The sequence below is a fragment of the Paraburkholderia sp. RL17-373-BIF-A genome, from assembly GCF_046030175.1.
Classification (GTDB): Bacteria; Pseudomonadota; Gammaproteobacteria; order Burkholderiales; family Burkholderiaceae; genus Paraburkholderia.
The window spans coordinates 231,087-246,520 of the sequence record NZ_JARESO010000010.1 but is presented as its reverse complement, the minus strand read 5'-3'; the positions used below and the strand labels follow the sequence as shown (position 1 = coordinate 246,520).

The following is a 15,434-nucleotide window of genomic DNA, read 5'->3' as shown; positions in this document are numbered from 1 at the left end:
GAAGGGGAATCATGTCGCATGCAATGCCCGACCGGCTTCTGCCCGGTTCGCCGTATCCGCTCGGCGCCAGCTGGGATGGCCTCGGCGTCAACTTTGCGGTGTTTTCGGCGAACGCGCAAAAAATCGAGCTTTGCCTGTTCGATCCGACCGGCCGCAAGGAAATCCGCCGCTTCACACTGCCCGAATGCACCGACGAAGTCTGGCACGGCTACCTGCCCAACGCGCATCCGGGCACCGCTTACGGGTTTCGCGCGCACGGGCCATATCAGCCGCAGCATGGGCATCGCTTCAACCCGCACAAGCTGCTGCTCGATCCGTACGCGCGCAAACTGGTCGGACAGTTTCGCTGGTCGGATGCGCTGTTCGGTTATCGCGTGCATTCGAATCGCGCTGACCTTTCTATCGACCGGCGCGATTCGGCGCCCGCCATGCCGAAGTGCGTGGTGATCGACGAAGCGTTCGACTGGTCGCACGACAAGCGCCCGAATGTGCCGTGGGGCGAAACCATCGTCTACGAAACGCATGTGCGCGGCGCCTCGATGTTGCGCGCCGATTTGCGTCAGCACGAACGCGGCACGTTCGCGGCGCTGGCTTCTCCGGAGTTCATCGAGCATTTGCTCAAACTCGGCGTGACCGCCGTCGAATTGCTGCCCGTGCATGCGTTTCTCAACGACCGCTTCCTGGTGGAACGCGGGCTGCGCAACTACTGGGGCTACAACACGGCGGCATTTTTCGCACCGGAGCCGTCGTATCTGAGCACGCACCGGCTCGACGAAATGCGCATCGCCGTGCGTCAGTTGCACGCGGCCGGCATCGAAGTGATTCTCGACGTGGTCTACAACCACACCTGCGAAGGCAACGAGATGGGGCCAACGGTGTCGTGGCGCGGCCTCGACAATGCCAGCTACTACCGCCTGATTCCCGGCGACGAGCGTCACCATATCAACGACACAGGGTGCGGCAACACAGTCAATCTGCCGCATCCGCGCGTGCTGCAAATGGTGATGGATTCGCTGCGCTATTGGTCGACCGCTTTCAACATCGACGGCTTCCGTTTCGATCTCGGCGTTACGCTCGGCCGTGAGCAGCACGGTTTCGATCCTGGCTCCGGTTTCTTCGACGCGTTGCGCCAGGACCCGATTCTGTCCCAACGCAAGCTGATTTCCGAGCCTTGGGATATCGGACCGGGCGGTTATCAGCTAGGCAATCATCCGCCGGGTTTCGGCGAATGGAACGACCGTTTCCGCGACACCGTGCGCCGTTTCTGGCGCGGCGACGCCGGTTTGCGGCCCGATCTCGCTGCGCGTCTGACCGGCTCGGCCGATCTGTTCAATCGACGTTTCAGGAAGCCGTGGGCGTCGGTCAATTTCGTCACGTCGCATGACGGTTTTACGTTAGCCGACGTCACCGCTTACGAGCAGAAGCACAACGAAGCCAATCGCGAAGACAACAACGATGGCCACAACGAGAACTGCAGCCGCAACTGGGGCGTTGAAGGCCCGAGCGACGACCTCGCGATTCTCGCCACGCGCAAACGCGTGGCGCGCTCGCTGATCGCCACGCTGCTGATGGCGCTCGGCACGCCGATGGTGCTGGCCGGCGACGAATCGCTGCGCACGCAGAACGGCAACAACAACGCGTACTGCCAGGACAACGAAATTTCATGGCTCGACTGGGAGCGCGCGGAATCGCCGGACGGGCAGCAGATGACCGCGTTCGTCGCGCGCGTGATCGCGCTGCGCAAGCAACATCCGCTGTTGCGCGAAACGCGCTTTCTATTCGGCGATCGTGAAGTGTTGCCCGGCCTGTTCGACGTGGGCTGGTTCGACGAGCACGGCGACCCGCTCACCATCGAGGCCTGGCAGGATCCCGAAGGCCGCGCGTTCACGCTGCGGCGCGCGGGTCCAGGCTTAAACGGCGAAACAGAAGTATTGTTGATGATGCTCAACGCCAACGAGGAAACACTGCGTTTTACGCCGCCCGCCCCGCACCTGGAATGGCACGTGCTGTTAGACACTGCTGAGCCGGAGAGCACGCCGCATCGGCTGGCGGTTGGAGAGGTCGAAGTGGCCGCGCATAGCCTCGTGATGCTGGCTGCGCAGCCGGTGGGCGAAGCGGATTGGCAGGCGGGCTGGAAGGCCGGCGCGCAGCACGGACCGCGGCTGTTGACTGCACTTCCGCCCGATCCTGGTGCGCATCCGCCCAGTAGCGATATGTCGCCGACTACTTAGGCGGTAGCGGCGCCGCGAGCGACGCGTAACACGCGGCTCGAAAGCAAAACTGAATGGTGACGAATCATGTCCGAAAGTCCGATTGATCCTCATGCGCATCATCACGCGCACTGTTTGCCGTTCGGCGCGCAGTTGCTAGGCGCGACGGGCACGAAGCCGCGCACGCGGTTTCGCTTTTGGGCGCCTTCCTGCCAACACGTCCAGGTGGAAATCGAAAACGGCCCTGCCCAAGGCACGCACGATATGACGCCCGCCGGTAACGGCTGGTTCGAAGCAAGCGTCGACGGCGGCGCGGGCACGCTGTACCGCTTCCGGTTGGATGGCGAGCATGCGGTGCCCGATCCGGCATCGCGCTTTCAGCCGCAAGACGTGCATGGGCCGAGCGAAGTCATCGATCCGCGCGCGTACCGTTGGGAACACACGAACTGGCATGGCCGGCCTTGGGAAGAAACGGTGTTGTACGAGTTGCACGTCGGCGCAATGGGCGGTTATGCGGGTGTGCAGAAGCGCCTGCCGGAACTCGCCGCGCTCGGCGTCACCGCCATCGAACTGATGCCGTTGAACGACTTCCCCGGCAAGCACAATTGGGGCTACGACGGCGTGTTGCCGTATGCGCCCGATTCCGCCTACGGCCGCCCAGAAGATCTGAAAGCGCTGGTCGATGCCGCGCACGGTCTCGGCCTCATGGTGTTTCTCGACGTGGTCTATAACCACTTCGGCCCGGACGGCAACTATCTGCACCAGTACGCCCGCTCATTTTTCCGCGAAGGCACGCACACGCCGTGGGGCCCGGCGATCGATTTCGAGCGCAGCGAAGTGAGCGACTTCTTCACGGATAACGCCGTCTACTGGATCAACGAATATCGTCTCGACGGACTGCGTTTCGACGCGGTGCACGCTATCGACAACCACGCGTGGCTGCGCGAATTGTCCGATCATATCCGTGCCAAAGTGCAGCACGGCCGGCACGTGCATCTGGTGCTGGAAAACGAGCACAACAGCGCGAGCCTGCTGGAAACGCATTTCGACGCGCAATGGAACGACGACGCGCACAACACCTTGCACGTGCTGCTGACCGGCGAAACGGAAGGCTATTACCACGCGTACGAAGACCAGCCGATCCGCCGTCTCGCGCGCGTGCTGTCGGAAGGCTTCACCTATCAGGGCGACCCTTCGCCGATACACGACGGCAAGCCGCGCGGCGAAGCGAGCGGTCATCTGCCGCCCACTTCGTTCGTGATGTTCCTGCAGAACCACGATCAGATCGGCAACCGCGCGTTCGGCGAGCGGCTGCGCAAACTGACCTCGGACGACGCGTTGCGCGCCGCCACCGGCCTGCTTCTGTTGTCGCCGCAAATCCCGCTGCTCTTCATGGACGAGGAGTACGGCTCCACTCGACCCTTCCTGTTCTTCACCGACTACGCCGGCGATCTCGCCGACGCGGTCCGCGAAGGACGGCGCCGCGAATTCGCGCGCTTTTCCTCGTTCAGCGACGAGAAACGCCGCGCGCAGATTCCCGATCCGAACGACGTGAAGACGTTCGCGGCATCGTCGCCGGCGGCGTCGCACACAGCGCCGAATCACGAAGGCGATGAAGCGAAAGATCGCCTCGACTGGATGCACTTCTACAAATCCGCGCTCGCTGTGCGCGCCAAACTGATTACCCCGCGCCTGCAACATAGCAAGTCGTGCGGCGTGATCGTGCTGACCGCGGCGAATGGCGGCGACGCCAATGCGCTGATCGCGCGCTGGAAGCTCTGCGACGGCGAGACGTTATCGGTCGCGCTGAATCTCTCGAAAGAGAACGTGGCGTGCGCCGAAATTCCGGCCGGCAAGGTGATTTTCGAAACGCCGCCACGCGTGCGCGAACAGATCGACGTCAAGGTGTTGCCGCCGTACACGTTCGTCGCGTGGCTGACCGGCGACGTCTGCGACTACGCCATCGGCCACGATGCCCGCATTGCGGGCCAACAGGAGCGCCACGCGTGACTACCCGACGCCCTAACAACACGATCGTCACTCTCGCCTCGCGCGCCGGCTTCGAGGTGGAGTGGCAGGACGCGCACCATACGACGCAGCATGTGCCTGAGACCACACTCGCCGTGCTGCTCGAGCGGATGGGTTTGCCGTGCGGCAACGCCACGCAAATCCGCCAAAGCACTGCCGCGCTGGAAGCAGAATTGTCGGGCCGCAAACTTCCGCCGCTGATGACCGCGGAAGTCGGGCGCGGCATTGCCTTGCACGTCGCGGCGATCAAATCCGGCATCCATTATCGGATCGAGCTTGAAAGCGGCTCGATCATCGACGGCAGGTTTACGGCGCCCAAAGGCGAGGAAGCGTTGCTCGCACCGATCGACGAGGCCGGCTATCACACGCTCGTGATCAACGATCAACGCGTGACGCTGGCCGTGGCGCCGCCGCGCTGCTATACGGTCGCCGACGCCTGGCGCACGCTGCACAACGACGATGACACCGGCGACAACAGGACCACGCCGCCGCTGTGGGGCATCGCCGCGCAGTTATACGGCTTGCGCCGCACCGGCGACGGCGGCATCGGCGACTATTCGGCGCTTGCGCAAATCGCCGTCGGAAGTGCGAAGCGTGGCGCGCATGCGCTCGCCGTCAGCCCGACTCATGCGATGTTCAGCGCGGAGCCGGAGCGCTTCAGTCCATATTCGCCGTCGTCGCGTTTGTGGTTGAACGTCACGCATATCGATCCCGCCGCCGTGTTCGGCGCGGATGCGGCCCATGCCGCGCTCGAAGCCGCACAGGCCGGCGACACGTGGTCGAAACTCGAACGCTTGCCGCTGATCGACTGGCCGAACGCGGTCGTGCTGAAGCTGAAAGTCTTGCGCACGCTGTACGAGCATTTCTGCACGCACGAACGCGCGCAGCACACGCCGCGCGCGCTGGAATTTCACGGCTTCTGCGAACGCGCCGGGCGCGCGCTCGAAGATCACGCGCGTTTCGAAGCACTGCAGGCGGCACAACTCTCGCAAGAAGGCGGCAACGGACATTGGCGCAACTGGCCCGAGGCATTGCGCGATCCGCGCAGCCGGGAAGTCGAAGCCTTCGCCGAGGCCAATCGTCATGAGGTCGATTTTCATCTGTTTCTGCAATGGCTCGCCGCCAAGGGTTTGTCGCACGCACAACATGCGGCGCGCGATGCCGGCATGGCCGTCGGCCTGATCGCCGATCTCGCGGTGGGATGCGATAGCGCCGGCAGCCATGCATGGTCGTATCGCGACGACATGCTGCAAGGCGTATCGGTCGGCGCGCCGCCGGATCTGTTCAACCAGGCCGGCCAGGCGTGGGGACTCACCACGTTCTCGCCGCGCGCCATGCGCACGCAGGGCTTTTCCGCTTTCATCGACATGTTGCGCGCGGCGTTCGCGCATGCCGGCGGCATCCGTATCGATCACATTCTCGGCCTGCGGCGGCTGTGGCTCGTGCCAGAAGGCGAAAGCGCGCGTAACGGCGCTTATTTGCGCTACCCGCTCGAAGACCTGCTGCGTTTGATTGCGCTCGAATCGTGGCGGCATCGCGCGATCGTGATCGGCGAAGATCTCGGCACCGTGCCGCCCGGTTTTCGCGAGCGGCTAGAGGAGCACGGCATCGCCGGCATTCGCGTGCTGTGGTTCGAGGGCGCGCACGACGGCAAAGGATTCAAGCCGCCTTCGGCTTGGGACCACAATGCGGTCGGCACGACGACCACGCACGATCTGCCGACGGTCGCCGGCTGGTGGCGCGGCAGCGACATCACGTGGCGCAACAGGATCGGCCAGACGATGGCGCGCGCTGACGGCCGCGATCCCGAGGAAGCGGCCCAGGAAGTGCGCGCGCAAGACCGCGCCGAGTTGTGGCGCGCGTTCCAGCAAGCGGGCGTGGCCGCGCCCGACGTCGCGGCGCCGCCGCCCGACCGCGCGCCCGTGGACGAAGCGCTCGCCTTCGTGGCCGCGACGCCCGGCCCGCTGGTCACGTTTCCGCTCGAGGATCTGCTTGCGCAAGTCGAGCAGCCGAATCTGCCCGGCTCGATCGACGAGCATCCGAACTGGCGGCGCCGCGTGAGCGTGCCGATCGACGAACTGTTCGAGGACGACACTTTCTGCGACCGGCTGCTCGCGGTCGATCGCGCGCGCCGCGCCGCGACCGCCCCGGTTCCTTCCGCCAACGCTTCTTCGGAGCCTGATACGCCATGACCGTCCCGCGCTCCACGCTTCGCCTCCAGTTCCACCGAGGCTTCACCTTCGACGATGCCGCGAAGCACGTCGATTACTTCGCCGCGCTCGGCATCAGCCACGTGTACGCGTCGCCGATTACGACGGCCGAACCGGGCTCGATGCACGGCTACGACACCGTCGACTACACCCAGGTCAGCGCCGAGTGCGGCGGCGAGGCGAGCCTGAAGCGCCTCGTCGACAAACTGCGCGCGCATAACATGGGGCTGATCATCGACACCGTGCCCAATCATATGGGCGTCGGCGGATCGAGCAACGCGTGGTGGCTCGACATCCTCGAATGGGGCCGTCATAGCGCTTATGCGCGGCACTTCGACGTGGACTGGCATTCGCCCGATCCCGCCTTGCGCGGCAAGGTGCTGGTGCCCACACTCGGCGCGCCGTACGGCGAGGAACTCGCGGCAGGCCGCATCGCGCTGCATTTCGCGGCCGACATCGGGCGCTTTTATATCGGCTACGGCCCGCACGTGTTTCCCGTGTGCCCAACCGATTACGCGTCGATTCTGCAAAGCGCCGACCGCGCCGATCTCAACGCGCTCGCCGAGCGCTTCCACGGACTCACGACGCAACCGACCGATCATCCGCGCGCCGCCGAAGGCCGCAACATGCTGCGCGAGTTCGTCGCACAAAACGGTGCCTCGGCGATCGAAATCGCGCTGCAGGCGTATGCCCCTGACGATCCGGTGACGCGTGACCGACTGCATCGGCTGATCGAGCGGCAGCACTTCCGCCTGGCGTGGTGGCGCACCGCGTCCGACGAGGTGAACTGGCGGCGATTCTTCGACATCTCGACGCTCGCCGGTGTGCGCGTGGAACGGCCCGAAGTGTTCGAGGCCGTGCATGCGCTGCCTTTCCGTCTGTACCAGGAAGGCGTGGTGGACGGCTTGCGGATCGATCACGTCGACGGCCTCGCCGAGCCGCGTGAATATTGCCAGCGTTTGCGTCAACGTCTCACGGAACTGCGCGATACCGCGCCGTATGTGGTGGTCGAAAAGATTCTCGGCCGCGGCGAACCGCTGCGCGATGATTGGCCCGTGGACGGCACGACCGGCTACGATTTCATGAGCGACGTCGGCGCGTTGCTGCACGATCCGTCGGGCGCCGAACCGCTCGCGCAAACGTGGGCCGAACTGACCGGCCGCAGCCCCCGTTTTGCAGACGAAGCGCTAATCGCGCGCCGCAAGATTCTCGCGGAAAACCTGTCGGCGGAACTCGACCGCGCGGCGCGCGCGTTGCATCGCATTGCCCGCGATTCGCTGACCACGCGCGATTTCACCTTCACTACGCTGCGGCGTGTGTTGACCGAACTGGTAGTGCATTTTCCGGTGTATCGAATCTATCCGCAGAACGGTCTGCGTAGCGCGGCGGATAACGTCTATTTCGAGCAGGCTTTGGAGGGCGCGCGACGGACGCTTTCGCGCGCGGATCTTGTCGCGCTCGATCGCGTGAATGCGTGGCTCGGCGGTAGCGCGGAAGAACCGCCGCCCGGACGAAGCGGCGCACCGCAGCAACAAGGCCAGAACGGCACACCGCCAAGCCATGCCGGTTCCGCGCGACGCACCGCGCAGACGCTGTTTTCACAACTGACAGCGCCGGTTGCCGCGAAGGCGGTCGAAGATACGGCGTGCTATCGCTATGGCCGGCTATTGTCACGCAATGAAGTCGGCTCGGACCCGGGCGAGTTCGCACTGTCGGTCGAAGCGTTTCACGGGGCGAATCTGGAGCGTTCGCAGCACTTCCCGCACGCGATGCTCGCAACGGCCACGCACGATCACAAACGTGGCGAAGACGTGCGCGCGCGGCTCGCTGTGTTGAGCGAGATCGCGCAGGACTGGGGCGCGACGTTGCGCGCGTGGTCCACGTTGAATGCGCCGCATCGTCGCGCGTTCGATGGCAAACCCGTCAGCAGCGTCGGCCAGGACACGACCTATCACTGGGCGCCCGGCCCCGCCGCCGAAGCGATGCTCTATCAAACACTGGTGGGCTGCTGGCCGCCGGATTTGCAACCAGACGATGAAGCCGGCGTGAAGGAACTGGCCGAACGCGTCGCGCAATGGCAATTGAAGGCGCTGCGCGAAGCCAAGCTGCAAACCAACTGGCTCGCGCCCGACGAAGGGTACGAGGCCGCCTGTCGCGATTTCCTGTTCGACATCCTTGCACCGCAGCGGCGTGACGGCTTCCTGAAGGCGTTGTCCGCGTTCGTCACGAGAATCGGCCGCGCCGGCGCGCTCAATAGCTTGCAACAGACCGTGTTGCGGCTGGCATCGCCGGGGATTCCCGATCTTTATCAGGGCACCGAGTTGTGGGACTTCAGTCTGGTCGATCCGGACAACCGCAGACCCGTCGATTTCGCCAAGCGCGAGGCGTGGCTCGTACAGACGCCGCCGTCGGAATTTCTGCCGAGCTGGCGCGATGGACGCGTGAAGCTCGCGGTGGTGCAGCGCGTGCTCGCGTTGCGAGCGCATTTGCCGGAGTTGCTGAGCCAGAGCGAGTATCTGCCGCTCGCCGTGCGCGGGAAGCACGCGTCGAGTGTGATCGCGTTTGCGCGGCGGCATGGCAATGCGTGGGCCGTGGTGATAGCGAGCCGGCTCGCGGCCGGCTTGCTCGGCGACGATGGCGATTTGCCGATGGTCGATCCGGCGAAATGGGAGGATACGGCGCTGGAGATGCCGTCCGATCTATCCGCGCGAGCGCTGTTCGACTGGCTGAGTCCCGCTGCGCCGAAGGTCGATGAAAACGGTCTGCTGTATCTGCGCGATGCGCTCGGCGCGATGCCGATCGCTGTGTTGGTGGAGGACGGCGTGCCGCGTAGTTGATCCTCTTGATCTGCTGGGCGAAGGCGGTTGGAGCGTATGTGCTCTGACCGCCTTTTTTATGGACCTGGTCGGAATGAGGCGTCATTCCGCTGAAGTGCTCTGCTCTTCGTGTCCCGCCACACGCGCCCTTTGTACAATCAGGATGTGAAAAATCAAGGGAAGCGCTGATGACGTGTTTCAGGCTTCCGTCGGCTAACCTAGCGTCCCGCTGCCCACAACAGTGAAAGTCCCGAAGACAACATCAAGCCGTCGACGACCAGTTTGAAGGTCGAGGGGCTCATACGAACCACAATCAGCCGCGCGGCAAAAGAACCGACCATGAGCGCAGAGCCGGTGATCAAGCCATCGATCACCACATGCAAAGGCAATGCGCCGAAATGATTGAAGACTGCGACTTTGGCGGCATAGACGGTCAAGGAGCCCGCCGCTTCGGTCGCGAGAAAAGCGCCCTTTACGAGGCCGTAAGACATGAACACCGGCACTGTGATCGGCCCGGTGGACACAACGATCCCGGTGAGAAAACCCACCACGCCGCCGATCAGGGAAAGCTGCCACAAAGAGAACTTGATATCCCGGCGCGCGAGCCAGCGCCGCGTGGGCACCATCGCGACGAAGAACAAACCCAACGCAATTTCGACCGCGTGCGGCGGCAACGCAAGCAGCGTGCGCACACCGAGTGCCGCGCCCGGCACGGCGGTCACGCAGTAGGCGCCGCACGCCCGCCAGTCGATCTCGCGCCACCACGCGAGGACCTTGCCGAAGTTGCCCATGATCGCGGCGATCGCCATGATCGGCACCGCCTGTTGCGGACCGAACAGCATCACGAGAACGGGCATCAGCATCATCGACGAGCCGGTGCCGACCACGCCGCTCAGCGTGCCGGCCAGCAACCCGACGCACAGCACCAACAGATATCCCATGTCGCCCCCAATGGTGTGGACGACAATTCTACCTGTGGCGTGTTGCAGCGCTATCGCGGCTTAGCCGCCTTCGTCATCGAAGGTTTTCGGATAGACGCGCACGAGCACGATCCGAGGTCCTTTCATCTTCTTGACGACGACGTCGAAGCGGTCGAACTCGACGCGCTGCCCTTCGGAGGGCAGATCGTTGAGCGCCTGAATCACGAGGCCGCCGACCGATTCGGCCTTGCCTTCGTCGATGTCGATCCCCAACGCGCGTTCCAGCGACACCACCGGCAAGCTGCCCTTGCCCATCAAGGTGCCGTCGTCCATGCGCGTCCAGTCGGCGTCGCCTTGACGGAATTCGTCGTGGATCTGGCCGACCAGTGCGCCGAGCAGATTGTCGAGCGTCAGGAACCCGATCGGCTTCGAACGCTTGTGGCCGACCAGCGCGAAGTGCGGCGCACCCTTGCGGAAGCGGCGAAACAGTTCGAGCGCCGGCATCTCCGGCGTCACGTACTGCACGGGTCGCGCGTATTTGGAGAGATCGTCGAGCGTGCTGCCCGCATGGCGGGCCAGCAGCAGATCCTTCAAATGGATCATGCCGGCCACGCGTTCGCCCGATGCGTCTTCGAACAGCGGATAGCGGCTGAAGCGATGCCGCGCCACCACCTGCATGTTTTCGCGCAACGGCAAATCGCGCCGCAAACCGACCATTTCGTAGGCCGGACGCATGAGGTCCGACACCGTCATGCGCGAAAAATCCAGCGAGTGCGCGATCGTGTTCCACTCGTCCTGACTGTAGGCACCGTCCGGCGAACCCAGTTCCGTTGCGACGTTAGCGCGGCGGCCGCGCAGGATCAGCTTGAGTTCGTCGGTTGAGTAGTGCGAGTCGTGGCCGTGATCGGCGTCGAGCCCGGCGAGTTTGAGCACGGCATTCGCGCTCGTATTGAGCACCCAGATCGCCGGATACATGGCCCAGTAGAAGCCGTACAACGGCGTAGCGGCCCAGAGCGAAACCTTCTCCGCCTCACGAATCGCCAACGACTTCGGCGCCAGTTCGCCCACCACGATATGCAGGAACGAAATGCACGAGAACGCGAAGAACAGCGAAATGCCGTGGATCAGCTTCTCCGATTCCACGCCGAGTAGCGTGAAGAGCGGCGTGAGCAGTTCCGCGAAGGCGGGTTCGCCGATCCAGCCGAGCCCGAGCGACGCGAGGGTAATGCCGAGCTGACAGGCGGACAGATACGCGTCGAGGCGCCCGTGCACCTTGCCCAGCAGACGTCCGCGCATGCCATGTTTGGCGGCAAGGCTTTGCACGCGCGTCTGCCGCAGTTTGACCAGACCGAATTCAGCGGCAACAAAGAAACCGTTGAGGGCAACGAGAAACAACGCACCGATAAGGGCGACGACCTGGATCAAAGCGAAAGGCTCCGGCAACAAAAGTTGTCAGTATAGAGGGTGAAAGCTCGGTGAAATCTGAATCGCGCAAACGAAGTGGCTGAGTCCAACCGTTCACTTTGGTGCTGTTGCGCTCAGCGGGATGCGTAGCGCAAGCGTGGCCGTAGCGTTGCCGCCCGGCTCGCCGCCGGCCGCGTCGACTTGCTCGAAACTGCCGCCGTGCGCTTCCGCGACGCGTTTGCACAGCGCCAGCACCCACGCGATGCGTTTCGCCTCGCGCGGCTCGCGCGCCTGCTTGCGGGCAAACGCTTCGAGCACATGGGGCAAGGCGGGATCCTGCAACGCGGCGCTGTTCGTGTCGTACGCGAGGCTGGCGTGCCATGCGCTCGTGTCGGCTTTCGTGGACAGGACGACCGTGGCGCCTTCCGGGCTCGTTTCGACCGCGAACGTCAGCATCAGCCATAGCGCGGCGGCAAGCCGCTCGCGGTCGCCGTTGAGCTGCTCGGTGGCGAGTTGCGAGTCGAGCGTGACTTCCACGCCGCGTGTCCGAGCCAGGCCCGAGCGGACTTCTTCCACGGTTTCATCGAGTAACGGATGCAGCGGGAATGACGCATAGGCCAGCGCCAGCGATTTGGTTTCGGCGCGCGTGGCGTCGACGATCGTCTCGAGCAACTTGACCTGCTGGTCCACGCCATTGCGAATGCCGGTGACGGCACGCTGCGCGTTGGGATCGTTCGCGTCGAGCTTGCGCTCCAGCACATACGCCCAGCTATGAATGGCATTCAACGGACCGCGCAGATCGTGCGACACCAGCGAGAGCACATGGTCACGCATGAACAGCGCTGCTTCCGCGCGTAGATGCGCGGTACGTTCGGATACGGCGAAGCCGGAAGGCACCGGCTTTTCGCCGGTAGTTCCGGTTGAAGACGTTGTCACGATCGAGCCCTCTCAGGCAGTGCATGATGATTGAAAGAAGCCCCATTATAGGCATGCCGTCCGGCGCCACCAGCCTGGCCGGACGGCCAATCAGCACGCAATCCGCGTGCCACGCGGCAATCCTCGGCATGCGGCGCCAACACGCCTACAATGTCGGTTTTTACGTTTTTGACCTGAGGAGCGACACATGTCGACTGTGACTACCGAATCCGGCTTGAAGTACGAAGACATCGTTGAAGGCGCCGGCGCCGAAGCGGTGGCCGGCAAGACCGTCAGCGTGCACTACACCGGCTGGCTGACCGATGGCCAGAAGTTCGACTCGAGCAAGGACCGCAATGACCCGTTCGCTTTCGTGCTGGGCGGCGGCATGGTCATCAAGGGCTGGGACGAAGGCGTGCAAGGCATGAAGGTCGGCGGCACGCGCAAGCTGACTATTCCGCCGCAACTCGGCTACGGCGTGCGCGGCGCGGGCGGCGTGATTCCGCCGAACGCCACGCTCGTGTTCGAAGTCGAATTGCTCGGCGTCTAAGCTTTTCGCAGTTCTGTCACCGCGCACCGTCGATGAGCCACGCCGCCGTTACCGCTCCTACCGTTTCGCTGCGCCGCTACGGCGCGATCGAAGCGTCGGACGTGCACGACTTTCACCAGGTCGTGCTCGGGCTCGACGGCGCGATGGTGATGGCGGTGAACGGCGTCGCGCAACGGCTCGACGCCAGTACCGCCTGGCTCATCCCGGCGGGCGCGCGGCACGATTACGCCGGCGTCGGCGAGAATCGGCAGTTGGTGCTGGATTTGCCGGCCACTTCGCTGGCCGTGCCGGAGCGTTTGTTCGACCGCGCGCGGCCCGTCTCCGTGGAAGGCTCGCTTGCGCAACTCGTGCATCGCATCGCGGCGCACGCTACCGGCGGCGTTCTGGGCGACGATCTGGATACGCGGCGTTTTCATTGGGACGCAGCCGCGCGCCTCGGCGCGGCGTTGGTGGCCGATGCGGGCACCACGGCCGGCGCACAGGCAGCCGGCGCGGGTCTCGACTTTGCGCGTATCGACCGCTGGCTGCGCGCGCATTTATCGGAGCCTTTGCGGATCGCCGACCTCGCCGCGCATTGCGGCTTCGGCATGCGGCGCTTTCATCAGCTTTTTATCGAGGCCTTCGGCGAGACGCCGCATCGCTATTTGCAGCGGCTGCGGCTCGATACGTCGATCACGCTGCTCGCCGATCCGCGTCTTTCGTTGACGGATATCGCGCTGGACATCGGCTTCGGCGATCAGAGCGCCTACACGCACGCGTTCACACGGCGTTTCGGGCTGGCGCCCGGTCAGTGGCGCGCGTTGCGCCACTGAGTTTTCACTGCACTCAGTTTCACTGCGCGAGCCGCCTGAGCGGCCCGCCTGTCCTTCATTGAGCCTTCGCTCGAACCTCGCTCAACCCGCGAGACCGCGCTCCAGATCGCCGCGGATATCGCCGGCATTTTCCAGACCGACTGCAAGACGAATCAAGCCTTCGCTGATCCCCGCCGCCGCGCGCGCTTCCGGCGTCACGCGACCATGCGTGGTCGTGGCCGGATGCGTGATGGTGGTGCGCGTATCGCCAAGATTGCCGGTGATCGAGCAGATCTTCGTATTGTCGATCACCCGCCATGCATTCGCGCGCATCTGCTCCGGCGTGTCGCCCTTCAATTCGAACGAGAGGATCGCGCCGCCCGCCTTCTGCTGACGCATGGCCAGCGCGTGCTGCGGATGCGATTCGAGCCCCGGATAGAACACGCGATTCACGGCCGGATGCGTTTCCAGCCAGCGCGCGATTTCGAGCGCATTCGCCGACTGCTTTTCAACGCGCAGCGACAGCGTTTCCATGCCTTTGAGCAACACCCAGGCGTTGAACGCGGACAACGTCGGCCCGGCGCTGCGGACGAACGGGAACACCTTTTCCATGATGAACTGCTTCGTGCCGACCAGCGCGCCGCCGAGCACGCGGCCCTGACCGTCGAGGAACTTGGTGGCCGAATGCATCACGACGTCCGCGCCGAGCTTCAGCGGCTGCTGCAAGGCCGGGCTGCAGAAACAGTTGTCGACCACGAACAGCGCATTCGACGCCTTGGCGATCTTGCTGATCGCCTCGATATCGGCGACTTCGGTCAGCGGATTCGACGGCGTTTCGAGGAAAAACATCTTCGTCTCCGGGCGCACCGCGTTTTTCCACGCGTCCAGATCGGTCGGATCGACGAACGTGGTCGTGATGCCGAACTTGCTGAAGATCTGCGAGAACATGCCGAGCGTCGAACCGAACAGCGCCTGCGAGCTGACCAGATGGTCGCCCGCCTGCAACGCCGACATCACCACCGACATGATCGCGGCCATGCCCGACGCCGTCGCCATGCAGGCTTCGCCGCCTTCGAGCGCGGCCAGACGATCCTGGAACATCGAGACGGTCGGGTTCGTGAAGCGCGAGTAGGTGTAGTTGTCTTCGGAATTCTTGAATTTTTCTGCGGCGTCCGCGGCACTCGCGAACACGAAGCTCGAGGTCAGGAAAATCGCTTCCGAATGCTCGTTGAAGTCGCTGCGCACCGTGCCCGAGCGGACTGCCAGCGTGTCGAAGTTCAGGGAGTCGTCCATGTTGGTTCTGGTTTCCAATGTTCCATGGCTGCGTTCGGCGTTTGCGTCTCAGATGAACTGGGACGCGCGTATCAAGCCGAACGGCAGCAACAAAAAAGCCCGCTTTTGCGTCGGCATAAGCGGGCTTCATGTGCGGGGGAAAGCTGGAGCGGAGGTAGATGAATGCGGCTTTTCCACCATTCGCTTTAGCTGTTTCGGGTTGCCCCGCGTCCGCAAGCTGAGTTCAAATCGACGCAAGCCGTCATGCTAACACGCTCCCGGCGCGGCGTGCAGCGCGCCACGCCGGGAGCGGCCTCA

General features: G+C 64.1%; 11 protein-coding genes. 7 read left to right on the top strand and 4 right to left on the bottom strand.

All coding sequences use genetic code 11. The features are described from left to right. The first annotated feature begins 11 nt into the window (after positions 1 to 11). The 4 genes from glgX (at position 12) to treY (ending at position 9,285) form a co-directional block, all read left to right on the top strand. Positions 12 to 2,231: a glycogen debranching protein GlgX gene (gene glgX / locus P0D80_RS15480; RefSeq protein WP_408285030.1), complete on the top strand. Its 2,220-nt coding sequence runs from the start codon at positions 12 to 14 to the stop codon at positions 2,229 to 2,231. Positions 2,232 to 2,297: 66 nt separating this feature from the next. Further along, positions 2,298 to 4,220, top strand: coding sequence for a malto-oligosyltrehalose trehalohydrolase (treZ, locus tag P0D80_RS15475; protein ID WP_408285027.1), 1,923 nt, complete (start codon positions 2,298 to 2,300; stop codon positions 4,218 to 4,220). Then, entirely contained in the window at positions 4,217 to 6,430 is a 2,214-nt protein-coding gene (gene malQ / locus P0D80_RS15470) for a 4-alpha-glucanotransferase (RefSeq protein ID WP_408285025.1), read from the top strand. The genes treZ and malQ overlap by 4 nt, the downstream gene beginning before the upstream one ends. After that, entirely contained in the window at positions 6,427 to 9,285 is a 2,859-nt protein-coding gene (gene treY, locus P0D80_RS15465; protein ID WP_408285022.1) for a malto-oligosyltrehalose synthase, read from the top strand. Before malQ ends, treY begins: the two co-directional genes overlap by 4 nt. A 197-nt stretch (positions 9,286 to 9,482) precedes the next feature. On the opposite strand, the gene P0D80_RS15460 is transcribed toward treY, so the two are convergent. The 3 genes from P0D80_RS15460 to P0D80_RS15450 all read right to left on the bottom strand — a co-directional run bounded on the left by P0D80_RS15460 (position 9,483) and on the right by P0D80_RS15450 (position 12,524). Next, positions 9,483 to 10,205, bottom strand: coding sequence for a sulfite exporter TauE/SafE family protein (locus P0D80_RS15460; protein ID WP_132383656.1), 723 nt, complete (start codon positions 10,203 to 10,205; stop codon positions 9,483 to 9,485). Between the two features lie 60 nt (positions 10,206 to 10,265). Then, the gene (locus P0D80_RS15455; RefSeq protein WP_408181670.1) at positions 10,266 to 11,609 is read right to left on the bottom strand and encodes a hemolysin family protein; all 1,344 of its coding nucleotides are present in this window, start codon (positions 11,607 to 11,609) and stop codon (positions 10,266 to 10,268) included. A 93-nt stretch (positions 11,610 to 11,702) separates the two neighbouring features. Then, positions 11,703 to 12,524, bottom strand: a complete 822-nt coding sequence (locus tag P0D80_RS15450) for a sensor histidine kinase (RefSeq protein WP_408285018.1) — start codon at positions 12,522 to 12,524, stop codon at positions 11,703 to 11,705. A 187-nt stretch (positions 12,525 to 12,711) separates the two neighbouring features. On the opposite strand from P0D80_RS15450, the gene P0D80_RS15445 reads away from it, so the two are divergent. Both P0D80_RS15445 and P0D80_RS15440 read left to right on the top strand, forming a co-directional pair. Further along, the gene (locus P0D80_RS15445; RefSeq protein WP_408285015.1) at positions 12,712 to 13,053 is read left to right on the top strand and encodes an FKBP-type peptidyl-prolyl cis-trans isomerase; all 342 of its coding nucleotides are present in this window, start codon (positions 12,712 to 12,714) and stop codon (positions 13,051 to 13,053) included. 32 nt (positions 13,054 to 13,085) lie between these two features. Beyond that, positions 13,086 to 13,865 carry an AraC family transcriptional regulator gene (locus P0D80_RS15440; protein ID WP_132383650.1) on the top strand — a complete coding sequence of 260 codons (780 nt, stop codon included), beginning with the start codon at positions 13,086 to 13,088 and terminating at the stop codon, positions 13,863 to 13,865. An 81-nt stretch (positions 13,866 to 13,946) separates the two neighbouring features. On the opposite strand, the gene P0D80_RS15435 is transcribed toward P0D80_RS15440, so the two are convergent. Further along, positions 13,947 to 15,137 (bottom strand): O-succinylhomoserine sulfhydrylase, encoded by a 1,191-nt coding sequence (locus tag P0D80_RS15435; protein WP_408181675.1) that lies wholly within the window; start codon positions 15,135 to 15,137, stop codon positions 13,947 to 13,949. On the opposite strand from P0D80_RS15435, the gene P0D80_RS15430 reads away from it, so the two are divergent. Then, positions 15,136 to 15,387, top strand: a complete 252-nt coding sequence (locus P0D80_RS15430; protein ID WP_408285012.1) for a hypothetical protein — start codon at positions 15,136 to 15,138, stop codon at positions 15,385 to 15,387. The two genes, P0D80_RS15435 and P0D80_RS15430, sit on opposite strands and share 2 nt — an antisense overlap. The last annotated feature ends 47 nt before the right edge of the window (positions 15,388 to 15,434 follow it).

What these genes read in the sequence shown, in the direction of transcription:
- glgX (WP_408285030.1), top strand. Translation starts at nt 12, where the DNA reads ATGTCGCATGCAATGCCCGACCGGCTTCTGCCCGGTTCGCCGTATCCG.
- treZ (WP_408285027.1), top strand. Translation starts at nt 2,298, where the DNA reads ATGTCCGAAAGTCCGATTGATCCTCATGCGCATCATCACGCGCACTGT.
- treY (WP_408285022.1), top strand. Translation starts at nt 6,427, where the DNA reads ATGACCGTCCCGCGCTCCACGCTTCGCCTCCAGTTCCACCGAGGCTTC.
- P0D80_RS15460 (WP_132383656.1), bottom strand. Translation starts at nt 10,205, where the DNA reads ATGGGATATCTGTTGGTGCTGTGCGTCGGGTTGCTGGCCGGCACGCTG.
- P0D80_RS15445 (WP_408285015.1), top strand. Translation starts at nt 12,712, where the DNA reads ATGTCGACTGTGACTACCGAATCCGGCTTGAAGTACGAAGACATCGTT.
- P0D80_RS15440 (WP_132383650.1), top strand. Translation starts at nt 13,086, where the DNA reads ATGAGCCACGCCGCCGTTACCGCTCCTACCGTTTCGCTGCGCCGCTAC.
- P0D80_RS15430 (WP_408285012.1), top strand. Translation starts at nt 15,136, where the DNA reads ATGTTGGTTCTGGTTTCCAATGTTCCATGGCTGCGTTCGGCGTTTGCG.
- P0D80_RS15435 (WP_408181675.1), bottom strand. Translation starts at nt 15,137, where the DNA reads ATGGACGACTCCCTGAACTTCGACACGCTGGCAGTCCGCTCGGGCACG.